General features: G+C 67.0%; 28 protein-coding genes and 1 pseudogene. 8 read left to right on the top strand and 21 right to left on the bottom strand.

What is annotated here, in order from left to right:
- Position 1: 1 nt before the first annotated feature.
- The 5 genes from ACOGXQ_RS11960 to ACOGXQ_RS11940 all read right to left on the bottom strand — a co-directional run bounded on the left by ACOGXQ_RS11960 (position 2) and on the right by ACOGXQ_RS11940 (position 3,334).
- Positions 2-157 carry a hypothetical protein gene (locus tag ACOGXQ_RS11960; protein ID WP_419943891.1) on the bottom strand — a complete coding sequence of 52 codons (156 nt, stop codon included), beginning with the start codon at positions 155-157 and terminating at the stop codon, positions 2-4.
- Between the two features lie 36 nt (positions 158-193).
- Positions 194-541 carry a RidA family protein gene (locus tag ACOGXQ_RS11955; RefSeq protein ID WP_419943890.1) on the bottom strand — a complete coding sequence of 116 codons (348 nt, stop codon included), beginning with the start codon at positions 539-541 and terminating at the stop codon, positions 194-196.
- A 19-nt stretch (positions 542-560) separates the two neighbouring features.
- Positions 561-1,022, bottom strand: coding sequence for a pyridoxamine 5'-phosphate oxidase family protein (locus ACOGXQ_RS11950; RefSeq protein WP_419943889.1), 462 nt, complete (start codon positions 1,020-1,022; stop codon positions 561-563).
- 263 nt (positions 1,023-1,285) lie between these two features.
- Positions 1,286-1,954: a winged helix-turn-helix transcriptional regulator gene (locus tag ACOGXQ_RS11945; RefSeq protein WP_419943888.1), complete on the bottom strand. Its 669-nt coding sequence runs from the start codon at positions 1,952-1,954 to the stop codon at positions 1,286-1,288.
- Positions 1,955-1,963: 9 nt separating this feature from the next.
- Complete coding sequence (locus ACOGXQ_RS11940) at positions 1,964-3,334, bottom strand: glutamine synthetase family protein (RefSeq protein WP_419943887.1); 1,371 nt, start codon at positions 3,332-3,334, stop codon at positions 1,964-1,966.
- A 263-nt stretch (positions 3,335-3,597) separates the two neighbouring features.
- On the opposite strand from ACOGXQ_RS11940, the gene glnII reads away from it, so the two are divergent.
- Entirely contained in the window at positions 3,598-4,611 is a 1,014-nt protein-coding gene (glnII, locus tag ACOGXQ_RS11935) for a glutamine synthetase GlnII (protein WP_419943886.1), read from the top strand.
- A 120-nt stretch (positions 4,612-4,731) separates the two neighbouring features.
- Here glnII and ACOGXQ_RS11930 read toward each other — a convergent pair whose 3' ends face one another.
- Positions 4,732-6,531, bottom strand: a complete 1,800-nt coding sequence (locus tag ACOGXQ_RS11930; RefSeq protein ID WP_419943885.1) for an NAD+ synthase — start codon at positions 6,529-6,531, stop codon at positions 4,732-4,734.
- A gap of 134 nt (positions 6,532-6,665) precedes the next feature.
- On the opposite strand from ACOGXQ_RS11930, the gene ACOGXQ_RS11925 reads away from it, so the two are divergent.
- Positions 6,666-6,788: a hypothetical protein gene (locus ACOGXQ_RS11925; RefSeq protein WP_419947450.1), complete on the top strand. Its 123-nt coding sequence runs from the start codon at positions 6,666-6,668 to the stop codon at positions 6,786-6,788.
- Between the two features lie 37 nt (positions 6,789-6,825).
- On the opposite strand, the pseudogene ACOGXQ_RS11920 reads toward ACOGXQ_RS11925, so the two are convergent.
- From ACOGXQ_RS11920 to ACOGXQ_RS11905, 4 genes and pseudogenes are all read right to left on the bottom strand, one after another.
- Positions 6,826-7,059: pseudogene (locus tag ACOGXQ_RS11920) on the bottom strand (hypothetical protein); the annotation flags it as partial.
- Positions 7,007-8,308, bottom strand: coding sequence for an ATP-binding protein (locus tag ACOGXQ_RS11915; protein WP_419943884.1), 1,302 nt, complete (start codon positions 8,306-8,308; stop codon positions 7,007-7,009). The pseudogene ACOGXQ_RS11920 and the gene ACOGXQ_RS11915, both read right to left, overlap by 53 nt.
- A 343-nt stretch (positions 8,309-8,651) precedes the next feature.
- Complete coding sequence (locus tag ACOGXQ_RS11910) at positions 8,652-9,068, bottom strand: type II toxin-antitoxin system VapC family toxin (RefSeq protein WP_419943883.1); 417 nt, start codon at positions 9,066-9,068, stop codon at positions 8,652-8,654.
- A gap of 6 nt (positions 9,069-9,074) precedes the next feature.
- On the bottom strand, positions 9,075-9,314 hold the full coding sequence (locus ACOGXQ_RS11905) for a hypothetical protein (protein ID WP_419943882.1): 240 nt from the start codon (positions 9,312-9,314) through the stop codon (positions 9,075-9,077).
- A 219-nt stretch (positions 9,315-9,533) separates the two neighbouring features.
- Between ACOGXQ_RS11905 and ACOGXQ_RS11900 the strand changes: the two genes are divergently transcribed.
- The gene (locus ACOGXQ_RS11900) at positions 9,534-9,824 is read left to right on the top strand and encodes a hypothetical protein (protein WP_419943881.1); all 291 of its coding nucleotides are present in this window, start codon (positions 9,534-9,536) and stop codon (positions 9,822-9,824) included.
- Positions 9,825-9,881: 57 nt separating this feature from the next.
- The gene (locus ACOGXQ_RS11895; protein ID WP_419943792.1) at positions 9,882-11,075 is read left to right on the top strand and encodes an ISL3 family transposase; all 1,194 of its coding nucleotides are present in this window, start codon (positions 9,882-9,884) and stop codon (positions 11,073-11,075) included.
- Between the two features lie 58 nt (positions 11,076-11,133).
- On the opposite strand, the gene ACOGXQ_RS11890 is transcribed toward ACOGXQ_RS11895, so the two are convergent.
- From ACOGXQ_RS11890 to ACOGXQ_RS11880, 3 genes are all read right to left on the bottom strand, one after another.
- Complete coding sequence (locus ACOGXQ_RS11890) at positions 11,134-12,399, bottom strand: ATP-binding protein (RefSeq protein WP_419943880.1); 1,266 nt, start codon at positions 12,397-12,399, stop codon at positions 11,134-11,136.
- 170 nt (positions 12,400-12,569) lie between these two features.
- Complete coding sequence (locus tag ACOGXQ_RS11885) at positions 12,570-12,986, bottom strand: type II toxin-antitoxin system VapC family toxin (RefSeq protein ID WP_419943879.1); 417 nt, start codon at positions 12,984-12,986, stop codon at positions 12,570-12,572.
- A gap of 6 nt (positions 12,987-12,992) precedes the next feature.
- Positions 12,993-13,232 (bottom strand): hypothetical protein, encoded by a 240-nt coding sequence (locus ACOGXQ_RS11880; RefSeq protein WP_419943878.1) that lies wholly within the window; start codon positions 13,230-13,232, stop codon positions 12,993-12,995.
- A gap of 156 nt (positions 13,233-13,388) precedes the next feature.
- Here ACOGXQ_RS11880 and ACOGXQ_RS11875 point away from each other — a divergent pair, with 156 nt between their 5' ends.
- Both ACOGXQ_RS11875 and ACOGXQ_RS11870 read left to right on the top strand, forming a co-directional pair.
- Entirely contained in the window at positions 13,389-13,799 is a 411-nt protein-coding gene (locus tag ACOGXQ_RS11875; protein WP_419943877.1) for a prevent-host-death protein, read from the top strand.
- Positions 13,796-14,224: a cytotoxic translational repressor of toxin-antitoxin stability system gene (locus ACOGXQ_RS11870; RefSeq protein WP_419943876.1), complete on the top strand. Its 429-nt coding sequence runs from the start codon at positions 13,796-13,798 to the stop codon at positions 14,222-14,224. The genes ACOGXQ_RS11875 and ACOGXQ_RS11870 overlap by 4 nt, the downstream gene beginning before the upstream one ends.
- A gap of 15 nt (positions 14,225-14,239) precedes the next feature.
- On the opposite strand, the gene ACOGXQ_RS11865 is transcribed toward ACOGXQ_RS11870, so the two are convergent.
- A complete protein-coding gene (locus ACOGXQ_RS11865) occupies positions 14,240-14,848 on the bottom strand; it encodes a transposase family protein (protein WP_419943875.1) in 609 nt (202 codons plus the stop codon).
- 213 nt (positions 14,849-15,061) lie between these two features.
- Between ACOGXQ_RS11865 and ACOGXQ_RS11860 the strand changes: the two genes are divergently transcribed.
- Positions 15,062-16,186 carry an ATP-binding protein gene (locus tag ACOGXQ_RS11860; protein ID WP_419943874.1) on the top strand — a complete coding sequence of 375 codons (1,125 nt, stop codon included), beginning with the start codon at positions 15,062-15,064 and terminating at the stop codon, positions 16,184-16,186.
- A 252-nt stretch (positions 16,187-16,438) separates the two neighbouring features.
- Here the strand turns inward: ACOGXQ_RS11860 and ACOGXQ_RS11855 are convergent, their stop codons facing one another.
- The 4 genes from ACOGXQ_RS11855 to ACOGXQ_RS11840 form a co-directional block, all read right to left on the bottom strand.
- Positions 16,439-16,726: a transposase gene (locus ACOGXQ_RS11855; protein WP_419943873.1), complete on the bottom strand. Its 288-nt coding sequence runs from the start codon at positions 16,724-16,726 to the stop codon at positions 16,439-16,441.
- Between the two features lie 100 nt (positions 16,727-16,826).
- Entirely contained in the window at positions 16,827-19,328 is a 2,502-nt protein-coding gene (locus tag ACOGXQ_RS11850) for a CoA transferase (protein ID WP_419943872.1), read from the bottom strand.
- A gap of 97 nt (positions 19,329-19,425) precedes the next feature.
- Complete coding sequence (locus ACOGXQ_RS11845; RefSeq protein WP_419943871.1) at positions 19,426-20,142, bottom strand: type 1 glutamine amidotransferase; 717 nt, start codon at positions 20,140-20,142, stop codon at positions 19,426-19,428.
- 32 nt (positions 20,143-20,174) lie between these two features.
- Entirely contained in the window at positions 20,175-21,314 is a 1,140-nt protein-coding gene (locus ACOGXQ_RS11840; RefSeq protein WP_419943870.1) for a serine hydrolase domain-containing protein, read from the bottom strand.
- 129 nt (positions 21,315-21,443) lie between these two features.
- Here ACOGXQ_RS11840 and ACOGXQ_RS11835 point away from each other — a divergent pair, with 129 nt between their 5' ends.
- Positions 21,444-22,382: an LLM class flavin-dependent oxidoreductase gene (locus ACOGXQ_RS11835; RefSeq protein WP_419943869.1), complete on the top strand. Its 939-nt coding sequence runs from the start codon at positions 21,444-21,446 to the stop codon at positions 22,380-22,382.
- A gap of 64 nt (positions 22,383-22,446) precedes the next feature.
- Here ACOGXQ_RS11835 and ACOGXQ_RS11830 read toward each other — a convergent pair whose 3' ends face one another.
- The 3 genes from ACOGXQ_RS11830 to ACOGXQ_RS11820 form a co-directional block, all read right to left on the bottom strand.
- Positions 22,447-24,435 (bottom strand): putative glycoside hydrolase, encoded by a 1,989-nt coding sequence (locus ACOGXQ_RS11830; protein ID WP_419943868.1) that lies wholly within the window; start codon positions 24,433-24,435, stop codon positions 22,447-22,449.
- A 260-nt stretch (positions 24,436-24,695) separates the two neighbouring features.
- On the bottom strand, positions 24,696-25,064 hold the full coding sequence (queF, locus tag ACOGXQ_RS11825; RefSeq protein ID WP_419943867.1) for a preQ(1) synthase: 369 nt from the start codon (positions 25,062-25,064) through the stop codon (positions 24,696-24,698).
- Positions 25,065-25,109: 45 nt separating this feature from the next.
- Positions 25,110-26,189, bottom strand: coding sequence for a guanosine monophosphate reductase (locus ACOGXQ_RS11820; protein ID WP_419943866.1), 1,080 nt, complete (start codon positions 26,187-26,189; stop codon positions 25,110-25,112).
- Positions 26,190-26,206: the final 17 nt, after the last annotated feature.

Below are 26,206 nucleotides of genomic sequence, written 5' to 3'. Positions count from 1 at the left end.
CTTAGAAGTTGGTTTCGACGAGGGAGCTGCCTTCGTGGCGGGCTTCTGCGTCATCGTCGAGCAGCTTGCCCAGCACTGCGGCAACCGCGGCCAGCGAGATGGTGATGATGAATGGGCTCAGCAGGAGCACGATCACGATGATGATGGCGCCGGCCATGGGTCGCAGCGTAGTGATGCGCAGCCCGCGAGATGGTTACTCGGGCAGGAAGGCGATGGCCTCGATCTCGACTTCGGCCCCCAGCGGCAGCGCCGCTACGCCGATGGCACTGCGAGCCGGTCGGTGCTCGCCGAAGGCCTCGGCATAGATCGAGTTGATCAGCGAGAAATTGCCGATGTCGGTCATGAACACGAGGCACTTCACGACGTCGTCGTATCCGCCGCCCGCCTCGGCGAGGGCCTCGGCGACGTTTGCAAGCACCTCGCGTGCCTGCGCTTCGACGCCGTCGACGAGTGCTCCGTCGCGTAGGCCGATCTGACCCGAAACGAACACGAAGTCACCGGCTCGGTACCACTTGGAGTAGTGCGCTACAGGTGCTGCCATGAGATGCCTCCCAGCTGAATCAGATGATGCTGCCGGTGTTGGACGTGATGTGGTCCAGCGTCACGAAGATCGCCAGTCGGCGCTCGGCAGCCATGACTCGGTCGTATTCGTCCCAATCCTCATGTGTGCCGCCGGCAGAGCGGAAGACCTCGCGCAGCAGCTCCGGAATGTCGGCGTCGGCGATCCCCTCGGCGGGATCGTCGAGTCCGATGAGCTGTGCAGTGCCGTGGGCCGCGACCCAATCCCAGCGATGCCGGAATGCGATTGCCGCCCTCGGGTCTGCCCTCAGCAGCCGTGCCTTGCGGGCATCGGCGCGAACGACGCAGGCCACGCTGGCCTCCCCGGTGAGCGGATTGTCCATCACTCCGGCGTTGATGATCGACACGTGCGGCCCGCCGCTGGCGTCGAGGCAAGCGAAGGTGCAGAGTCCGTTTTCCGCCGTAACGAGTCGACGGAGCTTGTCAATTGCTGGTTCAGCCATCGCCGCCGCACGCTAGCCGCATCGCCGGTTTCAACGTGAGGGATGTGCGGTGGCAGCGTGCCCGCGCGCAATGCAGACACGAACGACGAGAGGCACAGACCAACGAGGGGGGCGCAGGGGCGATGGTGCCCGCGCGCAGTTATGAAGCGCCCCAAGCACATCAACCCCAAGCAAACGTCGCGCTTCATCTGTTTGAAGCACGGGTGCCGTCGCCCCTGCGCCCCCGGGCCGAGCGCGCTGTGCCCCCCCGGGCGCGCAGAAACTCAGCGCCAGCGATACGTCCCCAACCGATACCCAACCGACCGAACCGTCTGGATCAGATCAGCGTTTTCCTCGCCGAGTTTGGCTCGCAGCCGCCGGATATGAACATCCACCGTCCGGGCGCCCCCGTAGTACTCATACCCCCACACTTGGTTCAGCAACGCCTCGCGCGTGAACACCCGCCCCGGCTGCGACGCCAAGAAGCGCAGCAGTTCGTACTCCATGTAGGTGAGATCCAGCGGGTGCTCGTCCACCACGGCTTCGTAGGTGTCGAGATTGATGCGCAACGGTCCGTATTCGATGATCTCGGTGGATCCGCCGTTCGACGCCGCCGCCAGGTGCGCCAGCCGAGCTTCCAACTCGCGGGGGTGAAACGGGTCCAGGCAGAAGTCGTCGAACAGCTCGTCGCGCATCGTCAGCTCGTCAAGTGCGTTGCCGCGCACCAGCACCAGCACGCATGTGCCGCTCTCCCGCAGCGCCCGTGCCACCGCCCATGCCGCATCGATGTCGCCGGCCCCGCTGTCGAGGCGGATGATCGCTCCCCTCCATCCTTCGGCAGGGGCATCAGCGGTCACGTCAGCGGCGTTGGCCACCGGCTTCCACCCATAGCCGCCGAGGTCCAGGAATTGCGCCAGCTCGGGGCTCACGGTTTCGGGATGGACGGCGTACATGCCCAAGATTCAAACTGCGGCGAAGTAGTTGTCCAACTCGAACTGGGTCACCTGCGTCTGGTACGCCGACCATTCGCGCCGCTTGTTGCGCAGGAACCACCGGAACAGATGCTGGCCCAGCGTCTCGGCCACCAGCGCGCTGCCTTCCATCTCGTCGAGCGCTTCGTCCAGCGAGGCGGGCAGATGATGCCCGTAGGAAGGACCGCCGTGGTCGCTGTAGCCGGTGATCGACGGGGGAGTCTCGGGCGGCAGTTGGTAGCCCCGCTCGATGCCCGCCAGCCCGGCCGCCAGGATGACCGCGAAGGCGAGGTACGGATTGCAGGCGGGGTCGGGCGCCCGGTACTCGACCCGTGTCGATTCCTCCCGCTCGGTGCGGGTCGGCGGCACCCGGATGAGCGCCGCCCGGTTGCTGCGTGCCCACGAGATGGCCACCGGCGCCTCGTATCCGGCGATCAGCCGTTTGTAGCTGTTGACGAGCTGGTTGGTGACGGCGGTGATCTCCCGTGCGTGGGTCAGCAGGCCGGCCACGAAGCCCCGGGCCACATCGGACAGCCCGTCCGCAGCGCTGGGATCGCTGAAGGCGTTGCGCCCTTCGGAGAACAGCGACAGGTGGGTGTGCATGCCCGAGCCCTGCACCCCTGCCAGCGGCTTGGGCATGAACGTGGCGTGCACGCCGTGCTCGAAGGCGATCTCGCGCACCAGCAGGCGGAAGGTCATCACGCTGTCGGCCATGGTGAGCGCGTCGGAGTAGCGCAGGTCGATCTCATGCTGGGACGGCGCGTCCTCGTGGAACGAGTACTCGACCGGGATGCCCATCGCCTCCAGCGCGCTCAGCGTGCGGTGGCGGATGTCCGACGCGATGTCAGCGGTGGTGAGGTCGAAGTAGCTCCCGCCGTCCAGCGGCACGGGCCGCCCGTCGACCCGGTCGGGTTCGAACAGGAAGTACTCCATCTCGGGTGCGACGTAGAACGTGTAGCCCGCAGCATGCGCCCGGTCCATGACCCGCCGCAGCACACCCCTGGGGTCGCCATCAAAGCGGGCGCCGTCGGCGGCGGTGATGTCGCAGAACATGCGGGCCGAGATGTCCTCGCCTCCCTGGCCGCTGCGTGAGGCCATCAGCTCGAAGGTCTCGGGGTCGGGCCGTGCCACCATGTCCGCCTCGGCGATGCGGCTGAAGCCCTCGATGGACGATCCGTCGAACACCATGCCCTGGGTGAAGGCCGTTTCGAGCTCGGCCGGCGAGATGGCGAACGACTTCAGCTGACCCGCTACGTCGGTGAACCACAGGCGGATCAGTCGCACGCCCCGCTCGGTGACGCGGCGCAGCACGTAGTCCTGCGGTCGTTCGCGATTCGAGATCGTCCCGATTGCATCGGACATAGGGGCCTCCCCTGGGGCGAGTGCCCGGAGGCATTTGGCTGCGGCCCATTGTCGGCGGCGCATTGTCTGCAGGTCCAGAGTCCGCAGCCAGCTTCACGCGCTGTTCACAATTGGGCAACGGCCCGGAAACCCTGGCTCGTTTGTATCGTGCGCACGGATACTTGGTGTCAGCCGCCAACCGGGCCAGCCGCTCGCGGACTCGCAGGCTCAGCGACTTCCACCCATCCACATCTCCGCAACCGAATCCAGCGAAGGAGCATGCAGTGACCTACCGGGCTGAGTACATCTGGACGGACGGCACAGAGCCCACGGCCGAAGTCCGTTCCAAGACGAAGATTCTTGCCGACGGCGAGGAACCCGGCATCTGGGGATTTGACGGTTCGAGCACCAACCAAGCCGAGGGCAGCGACTCTGACGTCGTGCTGAAGCCGGTGTACACCTGCCCCGATCCGCTGCGCGGCGGCAACGACATCATGGTGATGTGCGAGACCTTCCTGCCCGAGACGATGGAACCGCACCCCACCAACATGCGGGCCAAGACCCGGGCGATCCTCGACAAGTACGGCGATCAGGACTTCTGGTTCGGTCTCGAGCAGGAGTACACCATGCTCGACCCGGTCACGAAGTGGCCCTCAGGCTTCCCGCCCAACGGCTTCCCCGGCCCCCAGGGGCCGTACTACTGCGGCGTGGGCGCGCTGCGCATCCACGGCCGTGACGTCGTCGAGCAGCACACCACGTGGTGCATCGAGGCGGGCCTGAACATTTCGGGCACCAATGCCGAGGTCATGCCCGGGCAGTGGGAGTTCCAGATCGGCCCGGTCGACGCGCTGACCGTGGGCGACGAGATCTGGCTGGCCCGCTACCTGCTGTACCGCGCCGGCGAGGATCACGAGATCGAGGTCAGCCTGGCCGCCAAGCCCATGCAGGGCGACTGGAACGGTGCGGGCATGCACACCAACGTGTCCACCAGGGCCATGCGTGAGAACTACGACGCTGTCGTGAAGGCCGCCGAGTCGCTGGGCGCGCCGGGCAAACCCGAAGAGCACATTGCCGGCTACGGCCACGGCATCGAGCTGCGCCTGACCGGCGAGCACGAGACGGAGCGCTACGACACGTTCAGCTTCGGCGTGTCCGACCGTGGCGCCTCGGTGCGCATCCCCTGGCAGGTCCACCAGGACGGCAAGGGATACATCGAGGATCGCCGGCCGAACGCCAACGCCGATCCCTACGTGGTGACGGCCCTGCTCAGCCAAACCATCGGCGAGGCCCTCGCCTAGCCCGCAGCACACTCAACGAGAACGAACCGCGTCGCGAGCGACTGGCCGGGAGCCGGGATCTGCGACGTTGCGACCTGCTGGATCGCGGGAGCAGAGCGCGGCTCCCGGCCAGGCGCGGGCTTAGCGAAAGAAGTTCGTGATCGGCATCCGCCGGTCCTTGCCGAAGCTCTTGGCTGAGATGCGAGGACCTGGCGGCGACTGGCGGCGCTTGTACTCGGCGATGTCAACGAGGCGTGTCACGCGACGCACCAGATCGGCGTCTGCGCCGTGCCGGCGTGCCGCCTCCACCACCTCGGCAGCGCTGAGATCGCCTTCCACGTAGGCCTCCACCAGCGGGTCCAGCAGCTCATAGGGCGGCAGGCTCTGGTCGTCGCGCTGGTCGGGCCGCAGTTCGGCTGAGGGGGGCTTGTCGAGGCATGCCCGCGGGATGCGTTCCCCGTCGCCTTGACGGTTGCGCCACTCGCAGAGCTCGTACACCCCCAGCTTGGGCACGTCGCGGATGACGGCGTATGCCCCGGCGGTGTCGCCGTACAGCGTCGAGTAGCCCACCGAGGTCTCGGTCTTGTTGCCGGTGGTGAGTACCAGCCAGCCGTACCGGTTCGACAGCGCCATCAGCATCACGCCCCGGATGCGGCTTTGGAGGTTCTGGTCGGTGAGGTCTGCGGCCGAGATGTCGGCAGCATCGGCTGGCGGGTCGGTCGACGCATCGGGGGTGTCGAGCATTCCGGCCAGCGCCGCGTGCGCCGGCTCGATGGGCACGGTGCGAAAGTCGATGCCGAGGTTCGCTGCGAGCTGGGCTGCGTCGGTGCGCGAGCCCTCGCTGGAGTAGCGAGACGGCATCGAGACACCATGTACATGGGTCGGTCCGAGCGCGTCGGCGGCGATGGCGGCCACAGCGCTCGAATCGATGCCGCCGGACAGTCCCACGGCGACATCGGTGAATCCGTTCTTGTGCACGTAGTCACGTGTTGCAGCCACGAGCGCCTGCCAGATCTCTTCCAGCGGATCCAGCATCGGTGCCAGCACGCCCGGTGCAGTGCCATTGCCTTCCGGGCCAACACGCGTCGAGCCATCCGATCGCGCTTGTGCGGCGTGCTCGCCGGCGGGCACGGCAACGTCGCAGACAGCGACCTGCTCACAGAAGGCGGGCAGCCGGCATACCACGTTGCCGCCTGCGTCGGTGACGAACGAGCTGCCGTCGAAGACCAGCTCGTCCTGCCCTCCCACCTGGTTGACATAGACCACCGGCACTCCCAGCGCCGCAGCACGTGTGCGGGCAACGGCCTCCCGGTCGGCCTGCTTGCCTCGCCGGTACGGCGACCCGTTCAGGTTCACGAGCAGCCTCGCACCCATCGCAACCTGCGCCAGCGCCGGACTCGTGTCGGCTTCGCCCCCGATGACCGACGGCAGTCCGCCATCGTCCGCGGCAGCATCAGCAGTGCGCGGCGGTCCCCACAGGTCCTCGCACACCGACACTCCCGCCCGCACATTGCCGATGTGCAACAACGGCCCCGCATCAGTCCCTGGCACGAAGTAGCGCTGCTCGTCGAACACGGCATAGTTCGGCAGCAGGTGCTTGCGAAACACTCCGCGCACCTTGCCGTTCCAACACAAAGCAGCCGAGTTCCACAGCCGCACTGGACCGGTCTGCCCCGTGTCCTCAGGAACACCCACCACTGCGGTCACGTCCCCTGTGTGCCGGGCAATTCGCTCGAGCGCCAGCGCTGCCGAATACACAAATGCAGGCTTCAGCAGCAAATCCTCGGGCGGGTAGCCGGTGACGGTCAGCTCGCTGAAGACGACCACCTGCGCGCCCCCGGCGACGGCTTCGTCGTAGGCAGCCATGATCATCTCGGCGTTCCCGCCGAGGTCGCCGAGGCGAAGGTTCAGCTGTGCCAGCCCGACGCGCACCGACGCCATCGGCTCACCCTACGCATGCATCCGATGGCGACCACCGGGACCCCGCTGTGCCCACGACCTTCGACGCCTGATTCGCTGCGGGCGTCGTCAGTTCGTGATGTGGCGATGGAGCTTCACCGAATCTGGGGCTGGGAGTGCCAGAGAGCGTTGATGGGGGCGAGCCAGAGACGATCCCCGACCCGGTGGCAGTGGGGACCGGTGTGCAGCAGCACCCCGACGCGGAACAGGCCCGGCGCAGTGCGACTTGGGTCGTCTGACGGCGCGAGCAGCGTGCTTGCGCGACCACGCCGGCACCGAATTGATCATGAACACCGTGCGGAGCCATGCGAAGTAGTGACCGAACGTGGATCGATCGATGCCGAGCCGCCGGCAGGCTGCTTCGGCATTGAGCTCGGCCGCGGTGTTGGCAGCCGGCCATCGCAGCCATCGAACCAGATCGAAGCGTTTCGCCTGAACTGGTTCGATTCGTGGGTGCCTACGGAGCGAACGCGCTAACGGGGACGACGGCGACGCCGTCGGGTCGGTCATAGCTGTAGCCGGATGCTGTGATCACCACCAGCTTGGACGGCGCACCGACGCGATCGGCGTCTACCTTGGCTGCGAGGCGAAGCAGCGACCTCGCGGCATCATCGATGCCTTCGGCGCTGCCGAGTTTCACCTCGACCGCTATCCACCGGCCATCACCGGCCTCGACGATCGCGTCGGCTTCGAGATGGTCGCTGTCGCGGTAGTGCCAGACGGTGGCATCGTTCGCTTGGGCATAGACGCGGAGATCGCGCACCACCAGCGACTCGAACAAGAACCCGAACGCCGGAAGGTCACCCAGTAAGCGGCCCGGCGGGGCCCGCAGCGCAGCAGCCGCCAGCGATGGATCCACGAAGTGTCGCTTGGGCGTTGAGGCCAGCGTGGCGCGCGAGCGCAGATGAGTGCGCCAGTGCGGAAGGTCCTCCACCACGAACAGCCGCCGCAGCGCACTGAGATAGCTGCCGGCCGTCGTGCGATGCAGTCCGTCGGCGGGTCCGGCTTCGGCTGCGAGCTTGTTGACGGACACCGTGGTGGCGACGTTGCGAGCCAGCGATGTGATGAGTCGGTGGACCCCTTCGGGGTCCCTGCGCACGCCGTCGACGGCTGAGACGTCGACACGGCAAATCTCATCGAGGTAGTCACGCAGCGCTCGCTGGGCGGTCGCCGCATCTTGTCCGAGCAGGCGGGGCCAACCGCCGCGACAGCTGATCTCGGCGATGCCTTCGACATCGATGCCGGTCGACGCTGCCTCGCAGGCGGCGCCGTTCAGGAGGCCGCCCAGCGACACTTCACCAGTGGAGTGGCCTGATTCCAGCAGCGACATGGGACGCATGCGCACCCGACTGATGCGGCCGGCACCAGAATGGCGTGTGAGATCGTCGGGCGGCGTGGCGGAGCCCGTGAGAATGAAGCGACCGCTCAGACCAGGCTGTGCGTCGCAGGCGGCGCGAACGTGGGGCCACACGTCGGGCGCGAGCTGCCATTCGTCGAGGAGTCGCGGCACCGCTCCTTCGAGAACGGTCTGCGGCACGACGCTTGACGCGAGCCGTGCGCTCGGGTCCTGCTCGAACAGCACCTCGCTGCGCGCGAAGTGCTTCGAGGTCCAAGTCTTGCCGCAGCCCCGAGGCCCTTCCACGACTACGGCGGCAGACGCAGCGAGGGCGCTGCGGAGATCGTGATGGACCACACGTGCGCGGTATCCGGGAGGCGTCAGGGTGCCGCCTTCGATGTTGTCGGCATCGCTGTCGGGCATGAGAAGTTCCCCGGAGACTGGGTGTTTCGACGGCCGAGCAGGCGACGCAGAACGCTCCGCGCCTCGGTTTCAATCGACGACTTCAGATGATTCTAACCGACAACTCTCGGAATATTCAACCGACTATTTCTGAAATGGCTAGCCAACCACTTCGGAACAGACTCACTTCAGCAGTGTGCCCGAACACCGCCTCTTCGCCGCCGGGTGCTCGCCGGGCGCAGGGTGCCTGCGGACCCGCCGACACGAAGGTTTAGCTGGGCCAGCCCGACGCGCACCGCCACCGGCTCACCCTACGAGCCAGACTCCGAGCCGGGCGCTCAGGGTTCGGGCAGCGTCAGCGACGCTACGGCAGCACCCTGAACGCCCGCCGGCCTTCGGGGCCGTATCGGTAGATCCGGTAGTGCTCGTCGAACGACAATGCGTCCGAGATGCCGAGTCGTTCCATCAGAGCGAAACTCGTGCGGTCGGTCAACGAGAATGCCTGATCGTCGAACTTCACCCTGATCGCCTCGGCAGCTTGGAGATCTTCGCTGACAGTGCATTCGATGCGCGGCAAACCAGTCTGTATCTCGCCGACAATCTTGTTCGCTGCGCGGAAATCAATCCTCGCGTTCAACAGGTTCCACAGCTCGGCCGGAACATGGTCGCTCGTCACGAGCGACGAAGCGTGCTCTGCCAGGAGCGACCGAGCTGCATGCCTGTCGACGTCGCTCTCATTTGCCGCTGAGTACCAGATGCCGGTGTCGACGAAGGTTGCCACCCGGGCTCACAATCCCTTGTCGGCGTAGTACTTGTCGATTGCCTCGCCAATCATCTGGTGCTTGTTCTCGCGGATGTTCGAGCCGCCGTCGTCGATCAGTCCAAAGATCACCGACGGGTCCCACGCGGGAGCGTCCTCTTCAAGATCTCGGTCGACGAGCCGGCGGATGTACTCCGACAGCGAGATGCCCTGTTGGGCTGCCCTGCGCTTGGCGAGGGCGTGCTGGTTGTCGGTCAAGACGATCATGGTGCGCATGTTGTCACCCCGGCATACATGACACAGCATAATTTATGCCGCCGCGCCGTCTGAGCTGGAGCCGTTGATCGTCGCGCACGGCGAATACGCGGAGGACTGGATCGCTCGGCTGAGAAACGCTCCGAATCACGCAGGCAACTGGCCCTAGGTGCAGCTGGTGCGCCTGAGCACCGATGAAACGCTCATGGACTGGTTCTGCGGCGGGGAGCAGTGAGCCATCCGGCGCCGACGCGCACCGCCCACAAGAGATTCTGCAAGACCGAGGGCTGGCAGGTCGTGCGCTCCGCTGTCGGGAAGCGCAGCACGCACCACGACACCTACGAACTGAATTTGGCCAGCGGGGAGGTGCTGCGGACCCGCGTCTCGCGACCGGTGGACAGGCAGACCTACGGCCCCATTATGTGGGCGCACATTCTGGGAGAACAGCTCGAAGTGATCGAGCAGGAATTTTGGTCCTTCGCCTTTTTGTGGGATGAGGGGCGGTTGAGGGTCCGCTTGTAGGGGTCGAGGCCCTGCTGGGATCGGTGTTTGAGAGACGCCGAACCCCAGGGGGCCTCGATGAAGCGTGATGTTATGTCGGTGCGGCTGTGGCTGCCGCGTATTGAGGTGCTGGAGGTCGCGGTCGACGCGCCTTTGGAGCTGGTGGTGCGGGTGCGCTCGGCGGTGCGTCGCCCCGAGTGCCCGGGTTGTGGGACGCCGAGCGGGAGGGTCCATGACCGCCGGGACCGCGAGATCCGCGACTTGGAGGTGTCGGGCCGGCCGACCACGTTGGTGTGGGATCGGCGGCGGATGGTGTGCGAGCCGTGCGGGCGGCGGTTCATGGAGGACCATCCGGCGTTCGAGGGCAGCGTCACGGCGCGTCTGGCGCGGCGGGTGGTCCAGGACGCACGCGCGATGACGGTCAACGCGGCAGCCAAGCGCCATCAGGTGGGCTGGAAGCTGGTCAATGCTTTGGTGGTCGCCTATGCGGGGCTGGTCGCCGGTCATCGACGCCGCCGACGGTGCCGTGTTCTGTTGGTGGACGAGACCTCGATCCGCAAGCGGCACCGCTATGTGACGGTGCTCGTGAACGGCGACACCGGCGAGGTGCTCGCCATGGTGCCGCATCGCAACAGCCAAGCCCTGTCGGGGTTTCTGGCTGCTCAGGGCCACAAATGGTGCAAAGGCGTCAAAGTCGTGGTGTCCGACGGTTCCAAGGCATACAAGGCCGCCATCGAGGCGCGGCTCGGCCACGCCCGCCACGTGCTGGACCGGTTCCATGTGATCCGATGGTTCGCCGCCGGGCTGACCGCGGTGCGCCGAGACGTGCAGCGCCGCCCCGAAGGCTCCAAGCCTGTGTTCGACCGCGACGTGTTCCGGGCCAGGTTCTTGCTCATGAGACGGCCCGACAAGCTCGACGCCGCCGAACGCCAACGGCTCGAGGAGCTGTTCGCCGCCCACCCGCGGCTCAAAGCCGCGTGGGACGCGCTCGGCGAGCTGCACGGCCTCTATCTCGCCAAGGACCGAAAGGGCGCCCTCGAAGCGCTCGACCGGTTCGCGGACATCTACGGCACCGGGCTGATCCCCGAGTTCAGCGACACAGTCGACACCTTCTTGGCGTGGCACCCCCAGATCCTCGACTGGCACCAAGCCGGCCGGCCCAGCAACGGACCCATCGAAGGAACCAACAACCTGCTGCAGATCCTGCGCCGCAAAGCCCACGGCTTCACCAACTACACGAACTTCGAAGCCCGCGGCCTGCTACTAACCTGACCCCGCCGAACCCAGCAGCCCGAATCCCACAAAAGGACGAAGGCTCGAAATTGGAGCTTCACCGAATCTGGGGCTGGGAGTGCCAGAGAGCGTTGATGGGGGCGAGCCAGAGACGATCCCCGACCCGGTGGCAGTGGGGACCGGTGTGCAGCAGCACCCCGACGCGGAACAGGCCCGGCGCAGTGCGGTCGAGGCGATCTCGCAGCCAGCGCAGCGGCTTGAGGTGGTTCTCGCTGGGGCTGCCGGTGGCCTTGACCTCGATGGCCGCGACCGTGCCGTCTGCGCGTTCGAGCACGATGTCGACTTCGTGGCTGTCGTAGTCGCGGAGGTGATGGATGCGCGCGCCGGCTGACTCGGCGGTGTGGCGTGCCAGTTCATTGGTCACGAACGACTCCAGCAGCGGACCGGCGATCGTCGAGGCGGGTGATGCCAGTGCTTCGGCGTTGACGCCCAGCAGCGCTGCGGCCATGCCGGTGTCGGCGAAGTGCGACTTGGGTCGTCTGACGGCGCGAGCAGCGTGCTTGCGCGACCACGCCGGCACCGAATTGATCATGAACACCGTGCGGAGCCATGCGAAGTAGTGGTTGAACGTGGATCGATCGATGCCGAGCTGCCGGCAGGCTGCTTCGGCATTGAGCTCGGCTGCGGTGTTGGCAGCCAGCCATCGTACCAGATCAACGAGTGCTTCGGCTCGGCGGATGTCGCCGAGTTCGGTGATGTCGCGCTGGATGACCGTTTCGAGATAGCTGCCGTACCAGCCTTGGCGTTGCTCTGGCGTCAGTGATGCCGCCTCGGGAAACCCCCCGCGGCACAGGCGACCCATGTACTGCGCACGGTCATCGGTCTCATGTGGCGCATTGATCTCGCAGTCGTCGAACCATCCGGCGAGATCGATCGCGGCCCGGCCATCGATCTCTGCTTGGGTGAACGGGAACAGTCGCAAGATGCGAGCCCGTCCAGCCAAGGACTCGCTGATGGCGGGCACCGACAGGAAGTTTGTGGAGCCGGTCAGCAAGAACCGGCCTCGCACATCTGAATCGTCGACGAGACGCTTGACGGCGCGCACCACCCGGTCGCCGCCGAGATGCACCTCATCGACGACTGCCGGTGCCTGCAGGCCAGACAGGTACGCCACTGGATCGTCGATCGCTGCGAGCCGAGTTGCGTCGTCATCGAGCGTCACATAGGTGCCTCCCCGCCGCTGCACCAACTGACGTGCCAGCGTGGTTTTCCCCGACTGACGCGCTCCGTGCAGCACGACGACACGGAAAGCCCTCAGCGATTCGTCGAGCATCGGCTCGATATGGCGCCTGACGTAATCCACAACCCGGACGTTACCTGCTAACCACAAAAATTACGGGAACTAAACCCTAGATGTTACGGTCCTCTGATCCAAGAATCTTCGAATCCACTTTGTTGTCGAAGGCAACAAACCCGGCCGGCGAGTCACCCCGAGATACACGCAGGCTGTGGTGTTCCCCAGGTGCTGTGTGGCTACGGCAGCACCCTGAACGCCCGACGTCCTTCGGGGCCGTATCGGTAGATCCGGTAATGCTCGTCGAACGACAATGCGTCCGAGATGCCGAGTCGTTCCATCAGAGCGAAACTCGTGCGGTCGGTCAACGAGAACGCCTGATCGTCGAACTTCACCCTGATCGCCTCGGCGGCTTGGAGATCTTCGCTGACAGTGCACTCGATGCGCGGCAAACCAGTCTGTGTCTCGCCGACGACCCGGTTCGCTGAGCGGAAGTCAGTCCTTGCGTTCAACAGGTTCCACAGCTCAGCCAGAATCTGGTCACTCGTCACGAGCGACGAAGCGTGCTCTGCCAAGAGCGAACGAGCTGCATGCCTGTCGGCGTCGCTCTCGTTTGCCGCTGAGTACCAGATGCTGGTGTCGACGAAGGCTGCCACCCGGGCTCACAATCCCTTGTCGGCGTAGTACTTGTCGATTGCCTCGCCGATCATCTGGTGCTTGTTGTCGCGGATGTTCGAGCCGCCGTCGTCGATCAACCCGAAGATCACCGACGGGTCCCACTCTGGGGCATCTTCTTCGAGATCTCGGTCGACGAGCCGGCGGATGTACTCCGACAGCGAGATGCCCTGTTGGGCTGCCCTGCGCTTGGCGAGGGCGTGCTGGTTGTCGGTCAAGACGATCATGGTGCGCATATTGTCACCCCGGCATATGTGACACAACATAATTTATGCCGCCACCGCACCTCATTTGGAGGCATTGATCCGGGGTCGATCCGACATGGACGGTGAAGTACGTTAAGTACATTACGTACTGAATTGATTGAGGGGAGGTGCACTCAAGTGACGTTCCTGTCCTACACCGACACCCGCCGGCAGCTGCGCAGCGCGCTGAACACGGCAGCAGACGGAGTGCCGATCGGGATCAGCCGTCGGGACAGCCGGGTGGTGCTCGTCGATCTGAAGCTGTTCCAGGAACTGTTGACAGCCTGCCCGCAGGTCGGGCGTCCCGAGGCTGTCGCCGAGGAAGGCGGCTGGTCGGTTCTGCTGCCCGGCACGCCGATCGCTGCTGAGGGAGACGACCTCGACGAGGCCGTTGAGGAGTTCATCGTGGCGCTCCGCGAGTACGCAGAGGACTGGATCGCGCGCCTGAGGAACGCCCCCAATCACGCCGACAACTGGCCCTTGGTGCAACTGGTGCGACTGAGCACCGACGAAACACTCTTGGACTGGGTCTGCGGCAACGATCGGTGAGCCATCCCGCGCCGGCGCGCACCGCCCACGCGAGATTCTGCAAGACCGAGGGCTGGCACGTCGTGCGCTCGGCAGTCGGGAAGCGCAACACGCACCACGACACCTATGAGCTGAGCTTGGCCAACGGGGACGTGCTGCGGACCCGCGTCTCGCGGCCAGTGAACAAGCAGACCTACGGGCCCACGATGTGGGCGCACATTCTGCGAGACCAGCTCGATGTGACCGAGCAGGAGTTCTGGGACTGCGCTGACCGCGGCATCGTTCCCGACCGCGGCGGCGCCCCTGCCAGTGAGCCTCGCGGAGTGCCCACTGAGGTCCTGTACCAACTCAAGCATCGGGCCGGCCTGCCGGAGAGCGAAATCGCCGAGCTCTCACGATCCGAAGCAATCGAGCGATTGAACGAATTCTGGGCGACCGGGCATTGAACGACGATCTCGCCATCACCGAACAGTGGAGCCTTCGCGTTTTTGTGGGGTTTGGGTTGCTGGGCTCGGTGGTGTCAGGTTAGGTGGTGAGGATGCCGCGGGCTTCGAGGTTGGCGTGGTTGGTGAAGCCGTGGGCTTTGCGTCGCAGGACTCGGGTGGAGGTTGTTGGTGCCTTCGGCAGCGGCGCCGGCGGCGGTGCTCGCCGACCAGGCCCCCATACGCGATCACCAGAGCCATCACCGTGTGCCAGCCCACCCGATGACGGCGCGCCACAGTGTTGACCGTCATCTCGCGGGCATCGGCCACCAGCCGCCGCGCCAGACGCGCCGTGAGGCGGCCCTCCAACGCCGGGTGATCCTCCAAGAACCGCCGGCCGCACCCATCGCAGACCATGCGCCGCCGATCCCACACCAACGTGACCGGCCGGCCCGAGACCTCCAAGTCCCGCACCCGCTTCTCCCGCCGGTCATGGACACGCCCGCACCGCGCCCCGCAGTCCGCACAGCGCGGACGCGACACCGAAGACGCCACCCGCACCCTCAGCCGCCCGGGCGCGTCGACGATCACCTCCACCACCTCGGTCTGCGGCAGCCACAGCCGCACCGACACAACATCACCCGCCATCGAGGCCCTCCGGGTTCGGCGTCCACAAACACCGAACCCAGCAAGGCCTCGACCCCTACCTGAGGACCCTCAACCCACCCTCAACCCACCAAACCGCGAAGGGCCAAGATTCTAAAGGCAGCAAAAATTCAAAAGCCCACAAAGCGGCTCTAGAATGCTGGTATGACAGCAGCCTGCGTTGATGCTGCCGCAACCGGCAGAGTGTGACCTGCGGTGGCGTCGGAGAATCCGTTCAGGCCCTCGTTCGGCTCCTCGCCGCCGGTACTCGCCGGGCGCGGGGCTGTGCTCGATGCGCTCGCGGAGGCGCTCGACGACGGCCCGAGCCACCCCGATTTCACCTCGCTGCTGGTAGGCACCCGCGGCACCGGCAAGACATCCACGTTGAACGCCATACAGCAGCAGGCCGACGAGCGCGGATGGCCCGTCATCGCCGAGAACGCTCACGGGGACTTGTGCGACCGGCTGACCGAGGCCACACTCTCGGCAATCCGTGCCGAGCAGAGCGCATCGACGCGGCCACGAATCTCCGGGTTCGGCGCTTTGGGCATCAGCGTCCAACTCGGCCATGAACGAGGCGAAGCCGAATCACACGGCAAGCCTCGCTGGCGCAAGGTCGTGACCGAACTGGCGTCTCATCTCAAGGCCCATGGCCGGGGTGTGCTCGTGACGCTCGACGAGCTTCAAGGCGGCCACCTCGCCGAGCTGCGGGAGATGGCATCCACGCTGCAGCACGTCACACGGCGTGAGGAACTGCCGGTGGCATTGGTTGCCGCCGGGCTTCCGAGCGTCGACGACGTCGTCTTGCAGGATCTGGCCATCACTTTTCTGCAGAGATGCAGTCGGCACGAGATCTCTGAGCTCCCAGCAGCAGCGGCAGCCACGGCGTTGTCACAGCCGATCCGTGCCCGAGGCGGACGCATCGCCGAGGAGGCACTTCACAGTGCTGTCGCGCACAGCGGCGGGTACCCGTTCATGCTGCAGCTCATCGGCTACCACGCTTGGAGAGCGGCAAGCACCAACCCGGTTCGCGTGACAGTCGCTGACATGGAATACGGCATCGCACAGGCGCAGCGTCGGCTGCCCCAATTGGTGCTCGAACCCTTGTGGAGAGCACTCTCAGACGTCGACCGGCAATTCGCACTCGCCATGACGCTTGACCATGCCGAGTCTTCTGTCGCCGACCTCGCGACGCGGCTCGGCCGCAGCACGAGCTACCTCAGCACCTACCGGACTCGGCTCATCCGAGCCGGCTTCATCCAACCAGCCGGCCGAGGCCGCGTCAGATTCACTCACCCATCAACCCGAGACTGGCTCAACTCGCTCGACGGCCCTGACTGACCCAAGTCAGCCTGACTGCTGCAGCCCAGCAGCTGCGCAGCGCGCCGAATACGGCGCAACACGGGGTGCAGATCGGGATCAGCCGTCAGGACAGCCGGATAGCCGGCAGGTCGTGCATTGCCGACGTCGACAAGGGCGTCTGTTTCAAGCCGTGGGGAATGTCTCGGCTGTTGGTCTCGCCGGCCCTCGGTGAGCTTGCAGAAGCCTTGCTCGTTGGCGTTCCACTGCCTGACGAAGATGGCTCTTCGCGTTTTAGCGTGGGGTGAGGTCGTCGAGCAGGTTCCAGTCGGGTTTGCCTGCATACAGCAGGACGCGTGTGCGGTAGTGGTCGAAGTTGGCGGTCCCGAACGACACTCGCTTGATCAGCTTGGCGAGGTTGTTCGCCGCCTCGGTCGGGCCGTTGGTGACCCGGCCGCGGTGCCAGTTCGTGATCTGGGTGCGCCAGGTGCGAAGGGTGCGGCCGAGCTTGTTCAGTTCTGGGCTGAACGTCTCGTCTCGCTGGCCGCGTGAGCGCTCGTTGGATGCGGTTGTTGAACACACGCATCGTCGCAGGTCAGAGGGGCCTTTCCGCGAACCCCAACAATCTCAGCCCCCACACTCGTGAATAATCGGGGCTAGCGCGGCACAGCGAAGCGAACCCTCAGCGGAACAGGCCGTCGCCGATGCCTTGGGCGATCTCGGCGGGCGAGTAGCCGGCATCGGCCCACACCTCGAAGTTGTGCTCGCCCAAGTATGCGGGGCTGAGATGGCGGGGCGTCCAGCGCCGGCCGTTCCACAGTCCGGCGAACGCGTCGACGGTCCGCTCGCCGAACACTGCGTGGTCGACCGGTTGCCAGAAGCCACGCGCGGCGTGCTGGGGATCTTCGGCGAACAGCTGATGGGAACTCTGCACCGGCCCCGCCGGCACGCCGGCTTCCTGCAGGGCGTCGGCCGCCTCGGCTGCGGTACGGCCGGCGGCCCACTCCCCCAGCACGGCGTCAATCATCGACCTGCGGTCCCGCCGGGCCGACTCGGTGGCGAGCGACGGATCGTCCAGCCGGGGATCGGCGAGCAGGCCGACCAGCCCGAGCCACTGCGCCGGCTCGGCCACGGTGACGGCCACGAAGCCGTCGTCCGTCGCATACACCTCGTTGGGCACATGGTCGGCAATGCCGTCGCGGTTGCCCTCGGGGCTCGGCAGCGACACAGCGGCCGACTGGCGGATGACCGCCGCGCCGATCGAGTAGGTACCGACTTCGAGCTGCGCCATGTCGATGCGCTGCCCCTCGCCGGTGCGCTCGCGGGCATACAGCGCGCCGACGGTGGAGACCGCCGCGGCATAGCCGGCCAGGTGGTCGTTCAGCGAGAACCCCGGGCCGACATCGCCGCGGTCGGCGAAGTTGGTGAGGTGCGTGATGCCGCACACGGCGTGCACCGTCGGCGCGTACGAGATGACGTGCCGCCACGGTCCGTCGTGACCGCAGCCTGACATCGTCACGTAGACGAGCCGCGGATTCCACTCATGCACGGTCTCCCAGTCGAGTCCCCACGAGTCGAGCACCCCTGCACTGAAGTTCTCGATGAGCACATCGCAGGTCTCGATCAGCCGCCGGGCGGCCGTCAGCGCGTCGGGATGCTTCATGTCCAGCGTGGCGCTGCGCTTGGAGCGGTTCCACACGAAGTAATACGGAAAGTCCGGCGAGTTGACGATGGTGGAGCGCTCCTCGCTCTGGATGCGGATCACATCGGCACCCAGGTCGCCGAGCAGCTTCGTGGCCGACGGCCCGGCAAGCACCCAGGTGAAGTCCGCCACACGGATCCCGTCCAGCGGGCGCCGATCGTCGTCGTGCCCGCTCGACGCTGCTTCAGCCACGCTGCCGGTGTCGCCGTTGCGTGCCTCGGTGGGCGGTGCCTCCCACGACGCGAGCACCTCGTCGAGCGGCGTGTCGACACTGGCCGGCGGGCTCGGCGGGACGGTCCCCGATCGGCCGGCGTCGCTCCAGCGAACCAGCCGGCTCGGCACTCGAACCGGGCCCGGCTGGCCAGATGCGGCACGATCGGACACTTGTGAGCCGTTCGCTGCCGCCGCGCCGGGCGGCAGGACGACGGCGAGGAACCCCCGGTGCGCGAACTGCGGGTTCGCGCAGACCTCCGCGATGTCGAGCACCCCGCCGAAGGCGATGTGCCGTTCCTGCGCCTCCCACCACACCTCGCGCGCATCCTGGGGCCGGATCCACCGCCGCACGGCGTCCATGATCTCGTCCACGCTTCCCAGCAGCTCAGCCGGTTCGAGGCCCAGCCACTTCTCGACATCGCCGGCCCCGGTGGAGATCATCCACTCCAGCAGCAAGTCCGGCGTCGGCGTGGGCGTGATCATGACGTAGCCGCCGTCTCCCCCAGTGCACTCGGCGAGGTCATAGGCACGCAGCCAATGCAGGGCGCCCTGGCGCGGGGCCACCTTGGGCAGCGGCAGCAGGTCGTCGAAGAAGTACTGCATGAACAGGTTCTCGATGGAACCGGTGACGGTCTCGTGGACGGACAGGTCGACGTGCGCCCCCCGACCTGTCAAGCGTGCTGAGGTCGCTGCGGCGACGCCGGAGGTCGCGGCGACGAAACCCGCGTAGTTGTACGCCTGACGGCCCCACACGTTGAGCGGTCGGTCGGCCAGGCCGGTGAGCGCCATCATCCCGCCCATCGCGGCGGCCGCCAGGTCTGAGCCGAGCCAATGCGCCCGCGGGCCGGTGCGCCCGAACGGCGTGATCGACACCTGCACCAGCGCAGGGTTGACGGCGCTCATCTCCGCGTGGTCGAGGCCCAGCTCGGCCAGCCGGCCCGGGCGTTCGGTCTCGACGACCACATCGGCCGCAGCTGCCAAGCGACGGTAGGCCGCTTGACCCTCAGCGGTGCTCAGATCCACGCGGCACCGGCGCTTGCCGCCGTCGTACCACCAGTCGGCAACCCCGCCGAGCGCCGCTGAGGCCGGATCTGCCAGCGGCAGGCCCGGCGAGCCAGAGCCGACCCTCACCACGTCGGCGCCCAACTCGGTCAGCAGCTTCGTCGCGAAGCGGCCCTCGTCTCCCGTCAGGTCGACGACGCGCAAGCCCGACAGCGCCCCGTGCACCGTCGAGGGGTCCTGACTGTGGGAGCCGGCAGGCGGGTTCATGACGGCTCGAACCTAGCCCCGACACGCGCTCGGGCAGATGGCGACGGTGCACCGCGCCGGACACGCCCGAGGTGCAGCCGTCGCGCGATGCGAGCGCTCAGTCGAATGCGGCGGCCATGAAGTTGCGGTACATCTGCTCGGCGTCCGCGGCGAAACCGTCCATGCAGCGGTCTGCGTCAGCGGCCAGCGCATCCAGCGAACCAGGGCCCAGTGTCGACTCCAGGGCCTCGCGGTACGCATCGATGGCACCCCAGTTGCGCACCGTGTCGTCCTCCACCTCGACGTGGTACTGCATCGACCAGGCCCGCGGCCCGACCCGCATCGCCTGCACGCGGCACTCCGGCGAGCTGGCGAGCACCACCGCGTCGTCGGGTGGCTGTGCCACCTGCACCGAGTGCCACTGCAGCGCGTGCTGGCAGTCGCTCATCTGGCAGAAGATCGGGTCGTCGCGGCCCTCCGGCGTGAGATCCACGGGCAGCACGCCGATCTCAGGCGGGCGCTGCGGCCCGCAGGCGCCCCCCAAGGCGTCAGCCAGCAGCTGATGTCCCAGGCACAGCCCCAGGAACGGCCGCTGCAGCTCGCGCACCCAGCGGCGAATGACCCGCTTCTCGGGCACCAGCCAGGGGCAGTCCTCCACGTCCCACACGTCCATCGGGCCGCCCATCACCCACATGGCGTCGAAGTCCTCCAGCGGCGGGATGGGCTCCCCTTCGTCGAGCTCGACGGCGGTCCATTCCACGCCGTCGGCCCGCAGGAAGTCGCGCAGCCGGCCGGGATGCTCGCAGTCGATGTGCTGCAGTACCAGGAGTCGCATCGCCCCCGTTGCTACCACGTCGGCCAGGGCGGTCAGTCTGGGGTGGTGCAGAGACCAGCGAGGCTGCTGATCGCGGTGTCGCGGCGGGGCTGGCGCACCTCGTGCTCGTCGTAGCCGTTGGTGGTGTAGCCGAGCGACAGCCCGGTGGCCGGATCAGCCCAGGCGAGCTGCCCGCCGGCGCCGTTGTGCCCGAACGCCATCGGCGACACGGTCCGGCCCAGCCCGCGCATGTTCGACATGCCGTCATCGCCGGCCAGGAACAGCCCGATCGAGCGATTGGCGGGCATGCCCATCGGGTCGGGCATCGTGTTGCGGACCTCGCCGGTGCCGGTGGCCAGCATCTCGGGATCCCAGAGCTCATCGGGGTTGTGCAGCAGTCCCTGGTAGAAGAGCGCGAGGTCGACCGCCGTGCCGAATCCCCCGCCGCCCGGCACGCCCACCTCCCGAACCGACGGCTCGTTGAACCGCAGGATCGCCTCGTTGGTGACCTCGGTCACCGGCAGCTCGCGCACGCCGAAGGTCGCCTCGAGCTCGTCGGGAGTGGCCGGCTCTCCCACCAGGATCAGCTCCGCGATGCCGTCCTGGTCATCGGCAGCCAGGCCGAGCAGGCGACCCAGCCCCAGCGGCCCGGTGACCCGGTCGTGGACCTCGTCGCGGAAATCGTTGCCGGTGACCGCGTTGATGATCTCCGCGAGCACCCAGTGCGCCGAGGTCGGGTGGTACTCGTACCTCGTGCCGGGCTCCCAGTTGAGCCGCCAGTTCGCCATGGCCACCAGCCGCGACTCCGACGTGTCCCACTCCGGCGGCTTCAGCGGGGCATGCGGGAACCCCGACGTGTGCAGCATGACCTGCTCGACGGTGATCTGGTCCTTGCCGTTCTCGCCGAATGCCGGCACGTAGCTCGCGGCGGTTGCGTCGAGCTCCACCAGCCCTTCGCTGATGAGCTGCCACATCGTCGAGGCCACGAACGGCTTCGTGGCCGAGAAGATGCAGTAGCGGGTCGTGTCGGTGGCATCGCCGTAGGTGGCTTGCGCCACGATCTCGCCCTCGAAGCCGACCGCCACCTGGCAGCTCGGCAGCAGGCCCGACTCGACCTCTCGCTTGCAGCGGTCGAGCAGTGCCTCGATGCGGGTGTTCTGGACGGTGGATGCGGCGTCAGTTGTCGTGCTCACGGCCTTGGCATAGCACCCGCGGCTACGTTCTCGCTGGCGAACGACAGCGGGACACCCCGGGTCTGAGCGGCCCGTGAGCCCGTATCGAATCGAGATTGGGAACAAGAGCGGGAGACACAGGGGGACGCGATGAGCGACAGCACACCTGCCGACGGCAAGATCGAGTTCGGGCTGGCGCTGCGCCGCAGCGACGACATCGCCGGCCAAGCTCGCCACATCGAGGCGCTCGGCTACGACTACGCAACCACCGGCGAGCACGTCTTCTTCCATGTGCCCACGTCGAACGGGTTCATCTCGCTGGCGGTGGCAGCGGGCGCCACCACCACGCTCAAGCTGATGACGTCCATCACGCTCATCCCGCTCTACCCGGCGGCACTGTGCGCCAAGCTCGCGGCCTCGCTCGACGTGGCCTCAGGCGGGCGCTTCCACTTGGGCGTGGGAGTCGGAGGCGAGATGCCGTCGGAGTTCGAGGCCTGCGGGGTGCCGGTACGCGAGCGCGGCGCCCGCACCAACGAGGCGCTCGAGATCATGCAGCGACTGTGGACCGAGGACGACGTCACCTTCGAGGGCCGCTTCAACACGCTGTCCGGCGTGACGCTCGAGCCCAAGCCGGCGTCGCCGCCGCCCGTGTGGGTCTCGGGCCGCCAGGACGCCGCATGGCGGCGGGCAGCACGGTACGGCGACGGCTGGCTTCCCTACATGTACACGCCCGAGCGATTGGCCGAATCCAACGAGGCCATCGCCCGCTACCGGGAGGACGCCGGCAACCCCACACCGGTGACGCCGGGGCTGTTCGTCTTCTTCTGCTGCCACCCCGACAACGACACCGCGATCTCCTACGCCGCGGAGCGGCTGTCCAAGCAGTACGCGCAGGACTTCAGCCAGCTCGTGCACAAGTACGCCATCGCGGGCGACCCGGATCGCTGTGCGGCTCGGCTGCGCGAGTACACCGACGCCGGCGCCCGCACGATCGTGCTCAGCGCCGCCTCCCCGATGAGCTATATCGAGCAGAGCGAACGTTTCATGGCCGACGAGGTGCTGCCACGCATCCGCCAGGCACAAGACTGAGCCAATGGTCAGTCCGCGCGTGAGCTTCGCCTGAGCTTGCCGCTCGGGCCAAGCGCGCAGCCTGTCAGCGATACGAGACGGGGAGGCCCTCCGTCGTGTAGGTGACTTCGGGGTCCCACAGCAGCCAGTCGCTGATGCCGAGGTCGGCTGCGGCGTCGATCTGGGCGCGCACTTCGTCGGCGCCGTAGCTCACCCGCATCGAGAAGTCCTGCAGCCACGGCACGACTGCGGTATTGGTGCCAGCGAGCACGCGCTGGAACTGGGCAAGCGACGCGCTGGTGATGTCGTATGGCTGCGCCTCGGGATGAGCGACGCCGTACTCCCCCCGGCCCCAGTGCGACGGGTAGACCATCGGGGCGACGTAGTCGACGTGGTCGGACATGGCGTCGATGTCCTGGGCGATCCACTCGCCGCGGTCAGCCGCGATGCCGAACACCGAGACACCGTGGAAGACCTCGGCCTGGCGCAACATCGAACCTGCCTCGGCAAGGAAGCTCACGATGACGGGCGACGGATCGCTGCCGTCCCACCCGGGAATCCGCATGCCGCTGAGGTCGCCTTCGGGCCGACGCATGTAGTCCCACAGGATGTCGTCGATGCCCGCCGCCGCGGCTTCTGCCGCAATGTCCAGGTTGTACTGCCGTACCTCCGGGTGATTGAAATTGGTGAACCCTCCGTACTTTGCCAAGGGACGCCCATCGGGCGTCTGCACCACCCAGTCGAGGTCTCCGTTGTCGACCGCGTAGCGAGTGAGCACCGGGTCATTGAACGCCACGATCCGGCCGATCACCCGCACACCCATGTCGTGCAGCTCGGCGATGGCGGTTTCGAGGTCGAACAGGTTCTGCGACGCACCCGAGAGCCGGGCCAGCGGGATCTCCGATGCGTAGCCGATGTGTCCGTTCTCGTCCTTGAGATCGAGCTGGACCGTGTTGATGCGGCCTTGCTCTATGAGTTCCACCACCGACGAGCGCAACCCGTCGTGATCCCAGGCCGCGGCGGTGACGTGCACGCCGGTCGTGTGCGGATAGCCGATCGGCACGATGACGTCGAACGCCGTGCTGTTGCCAGCAGCATCCGACGCTACGACCGGGACCGGTCCGCCGGGCGGACGCGGCAGGGTGAGGCTGAACGAGCCGGTGGAGGTGTCCACCCGCTGATCGCCGATCTGCAGCGACACGCCCGTCTCGACTGAACCAGCCAAGACCACCGGCTCGCCCAGGGGCACCGGATCGAAGACCCGGGGCAGGTCCACGACGGGCGGTGTCCCGTCGACCGTGAACGAAACCGTCGCGTGGGCCGTGCCGAAGAGGCGCCGATCGACATCGAGGGTCACGGCGTGGGTGCCCTCGGTCAATCCGGGCACCGGCCACACGATCGAGTTGTCGTAACGCTGCACGCCGCTGACCGGCATGCCGTCGAGCAGCAGCTGCGCCGAGGCGACGTCGCCGCCGTCCACGGTGAACTCGAGCACCGTCCCTTGGATCTGGTCAGGTTGCAGCATGGCGTCCTCGTTGATGCCGCTGACGGTGATCTCGGTGACGCGCAGCGCACCCACCGCCACGATGCCGACCCCGACCGTCGCTGCCACGAGCAAGCCCACGACCAGCAGCCTGCCGCTGCGCTGGGGCTGACGGCGCGGCCCCGCCGTGCTGAGAACGGCGCGATCAGCTACGCGCCGGGCGCGACGGCTCAGTCCAGCCGCATACAGGGGTGCCTCCGGCTTCGGCGGTCGCCACGGAAAGCCCCAGCCCTCCGCTGGATCGGTGGGTCCTCTCGCCGCTTCGGTGTTGCGCTGTTGGGCGATGTCGTTGCCCACCAAGGAAGGCCCCACGTTGAGCCCGTGCTGGGTCAGCGACCATCGAGCGCCCCGCAGTCCCGGCACCGACCTGATCGGCACCACGATGCCCGATTGATGCAGGGCGGCCAACGACGTCTGCACTGTCTGGCCGTCCAAGGCCGCGGCCGCGCTGATCTCGCCGATTTCGGCCGCGCCGCCGCGGGCGAGCAGCTCGCTCAGAATGCGCCTGTCGGCTGGCGCCAGCAACGACATCAGACCGAGTGTATTGAGGTCGCTCAGCGAGCCTTAGGACTCGAGCCAGTAGGCACTAATGCGACAGCTGCTCGCCTCGAACTCTGCTCTGGTTGCCGACCGGCTCTCGCCTGCCCGCGCGGGTCCTTACAGGGTGCGCCAAAAGGTGAACCTTTCGGTTGTCGCACCAGTTGTTTCCCGCTCCTGTTCGCTGTTGCCCACGGGCCGCTCGGGCCACGGCTTCGCCTATCGGCTCAGCCTCTGAGTCGCTGAATGGCGACTCAGACGAGCGAGGCTTCGGTCGGATGTCGGGCCGTGACCGTCGTCGTGATGCCGCCTCGGACCAGCCAGCGCGTCTCGACCGTTGCCTGCTTCGGCGCCACCGCCGAGACCAGGTCATCGAGGATCCGGTTGGTGACGGCCTCGTGGTGGACGGGCTCATCCCGGTAGCTCCACAGGTACAGCTTCAGCGACTTCAGCTCGACGATGCGGCGGTCGGGGATGTAGGCGATCTCGACGGCGGCGTAGTCGGGCTGACCGGTCACCGGGCAGACACAGGTCAGCTCGGGCGTCGTACAGCGCACCTCGTAGTCGCGGTCCGGATACGGATCGTCCAGCGCGATGAGATCTCTCGATGGTTCGCTTGCCATGACGGGACTCCTCGACTGGGGCGCTGCGGTCCGGTACGGGGGCCTTCAGTACGACAGGGTGGCGTGCGGCGTGTTCTCCGCCAACCCAAGCGGCGTCACCGCCACGAAGGTCGCGCGCTCGGTGAATTCCGACAGTGTGCGAGCGTTGGTGTAGCTCATCGCACTGCGCAGACCGGCCATGAGCTCGCCGATCAGCTTGCCCGCCTCGCCCCGGTACGGCACTGTGCCCTCGACGCCTTCGGGAGCCCGCTGCTCGAAGTACTCGTCATCGATCTCTTCGCCGTGGCGTTCGGCCCGAGCTTCGATGGCCTCGAAGCTCGCCATGCCCCGGATCCTCTTGCGCAGCCCGTGGGGACCCTGCTCGACTTCGCCCGGGCTCTCCTTGGTGCCCGCCAGCATGCTGCCGATCATCACGGTCTCGGCGCCGACAGCGAGCGCCTTGGCGATGTCGCCGGAGTTGCGGATGCCGCCGTCGGCAATGACCGGGACATCGAGCCCGGCGTCTGCCAAGGCGATGACCACCTCGTCGGTGGCGCTGAGCTGCGGCACCCCGACACCTGCCACCAGCCGGGTGGTGCAGACGCCACCCGGTCCGACGCCGACCTTGATCGCGTCGGCACCGGCGGTGGCCATGTCGATCGCTCCGGTGGACGTGGCGACGTTGCCGGCGATGACGTCGACGTCGGCGAAGTGGTCCTTCAACCGGCGCACGCCGTCGATGGCGTGGTCAGCGTGACCATGCGCGATGTCCAGCACCAGCACATCGGCCCCAGCGGCGGCGAGTGCCTTGGCCCGGTCCCCCATGTCGTGGTCGGTGCCGACTGCGCCGCCGGCGATCAGCGCGCCGCCGTCGACATCCTTGACGGCGCTGATTTGGGCCGCCTGCGCGCCGATGGGCATGAACCGGTGGATGATGCCGGCACCGCCGAGACGTCCCATGGCGATCGCCATCTCGTGCTCGCAGACCGTGTCCATGTTGGCCGCGACGACCGGCAGATCCAGCTCGATGCTGCGAGACAGGCGGGTGCGGACTGATACGTCGCTGCGACTGCGTATCGACGATCGTTGCGGCACGATCAGCACGTCGTCGAAGGTCAGCCCGGTTCGGAGGTCGCGCAGTTTCATCAGCGATCCCAAGCTAC

The sequence above is a fragment of the Candidatus Poriferisodalis sp. genome (assembly GCF_965208485.1).
GTDB lineage: Bacteria > Actinomycetota > Acidimicrobiia > Acidimicrobiales > Poriferisodalaceae > Poriferisodalis.
Note: the sequence above shows the minus strand (reverse complement) of the source record. Positions and strands in the feature narration are given on the sequence as shown.

What these genes read in the sequence shown, in the direction of transcription:
- ACOGXQ_RS11960 (WP_419943891.1), bottom strand. Translation starts at nt 157, where the DNA reads ATGGCCGGCGCCATCATCATCGTGATCGTGCTCCTGCTGAGCCCATTC.
- ACOGXQ_RS11955 (WP_419943890.1), bottom strand. Translation starts at nt 541, where the DNA reads ATGGCAGCACCTGTAGCGCACTACTCCAAGTGGTACCGAGCCGGTGAC.
- ACOGXQ_RS11950 (WP_419943889.1), bottom strand. Translation starts at nt 1,022, where the DNA reads ATGGCTGAACCAGCAATTGACAAGCTCCGTCGACTCGTTACGGCGGAA.
- ACOGXQ_RS11945 (WP_419943888.1), bottom strand. Translation starts at nt 1,954, where the DNA reads ATGTACGCCGTCCATCCCGAAACCGTGAGCCCCGAGCTGGCGCAATTC.
- ACOGXQ_RS11940 (WP_419943887.1), bottom strand. Translation starts at nt 3,334, where the DNA reads ATGTCCGATGCAATCGGGACGATCTCGAATCGCGAACGACCGCAGGAC.
- ACOGXQ_RS11930 (WP_419943885.1), bottom strand. Translation starts at nt 6,531, where the DNA reads ATGGCGTCGGTGCGCGTCGGGCTGGCACAGCTGAACCTTCGCCTCGGC.
- ACOGXQ_RS11915 (WP_419943884.1), bottom strand. Translation starts at nt 8,308, where the DNA reads ATGCCCGACAGCGATGCCGACAACATCGAAGGCGGCACCCTGACGCCT.
- ACOGXQ_RS11905 (WP_419943882.1), bottom strand. Translation starts at nt 9,314, where the DNA reads ATGATCGTCTTGACCGACAACCAGCACGCCCTCGCCAAGCGCAGGGCA.
- ACOGXQ_RS11895 (WP_419943792.1), top strand. Translation starts at nt 9,882, where the DNA reads ATGAAGCGTGATGTTATGTCGGTGCGGCTGTGGCTGCCGCGTATTGAG.
- ACOGXQ_RS11880 (WP_419943878.1), bottom strand. Translation starts at nt 13,232, where the DNA reads ATGATCGTCTTGACCGACAACCAGCACGCCCTCGCCAAGCGCAGGGCA.
- ACOGXQ_RS11865 (WP_419943875.1), bottom strand. Translation starts at nt 14,848, where the DNA reads ATGGCGGGTGATGTTGTGTCGGTGCGGCTGTGGCTGCCGCAGACCGAG.
- ACOGXQ_RS11850 (WP_419943872.1), bottom strand. Translation starts at nt 19,328, where the DNA reads ATGAACCCGCCTGCCGGCTCCCACAGTCAGGACCCCTCGACGGTGCAC.
- ACOGXQ_RS11845 (WP_419943871.1), bottom strand. Translation starts at nt 20,142, where the DNA reads ATGCGACTCCTGGTACTGCAGCACATCGACTGCGAGCATCCCGGCCGG.
- ACOGXQ_RS11835 (WP_419943869.1), top strand. Translation starts at nt 21,444, where the DNA reads ATGAGCGACAGCACACCTGCCGACGGCAAGATCGAGTTCGGGCTGGCG.
- ACOGXQ_RS11830 (WP_419943868.1), bottom strand. Translation starts at nt 24,435, where the DNA reads ATGTCGTTGCTGGCGCCAGCCGACAGGCGCATTCTGAGCGAGCTGCTC.
- queF (WP_419943867.1), bottom strand. Translation starts at nt 25,064, where the DNA reads ATGGCAAGCGAACCATCGAGAGATCTCATCGCGCTGGACGATCCGTAT.
- ACOGXQ_RS11820 (WP_419943866.1), bottom strand. Translation starts at nt 26,189, where the DNA reads ATGAAACTGCGCGACCTCCGAACCGGGCTGACCTTCGACGACGTGCTG.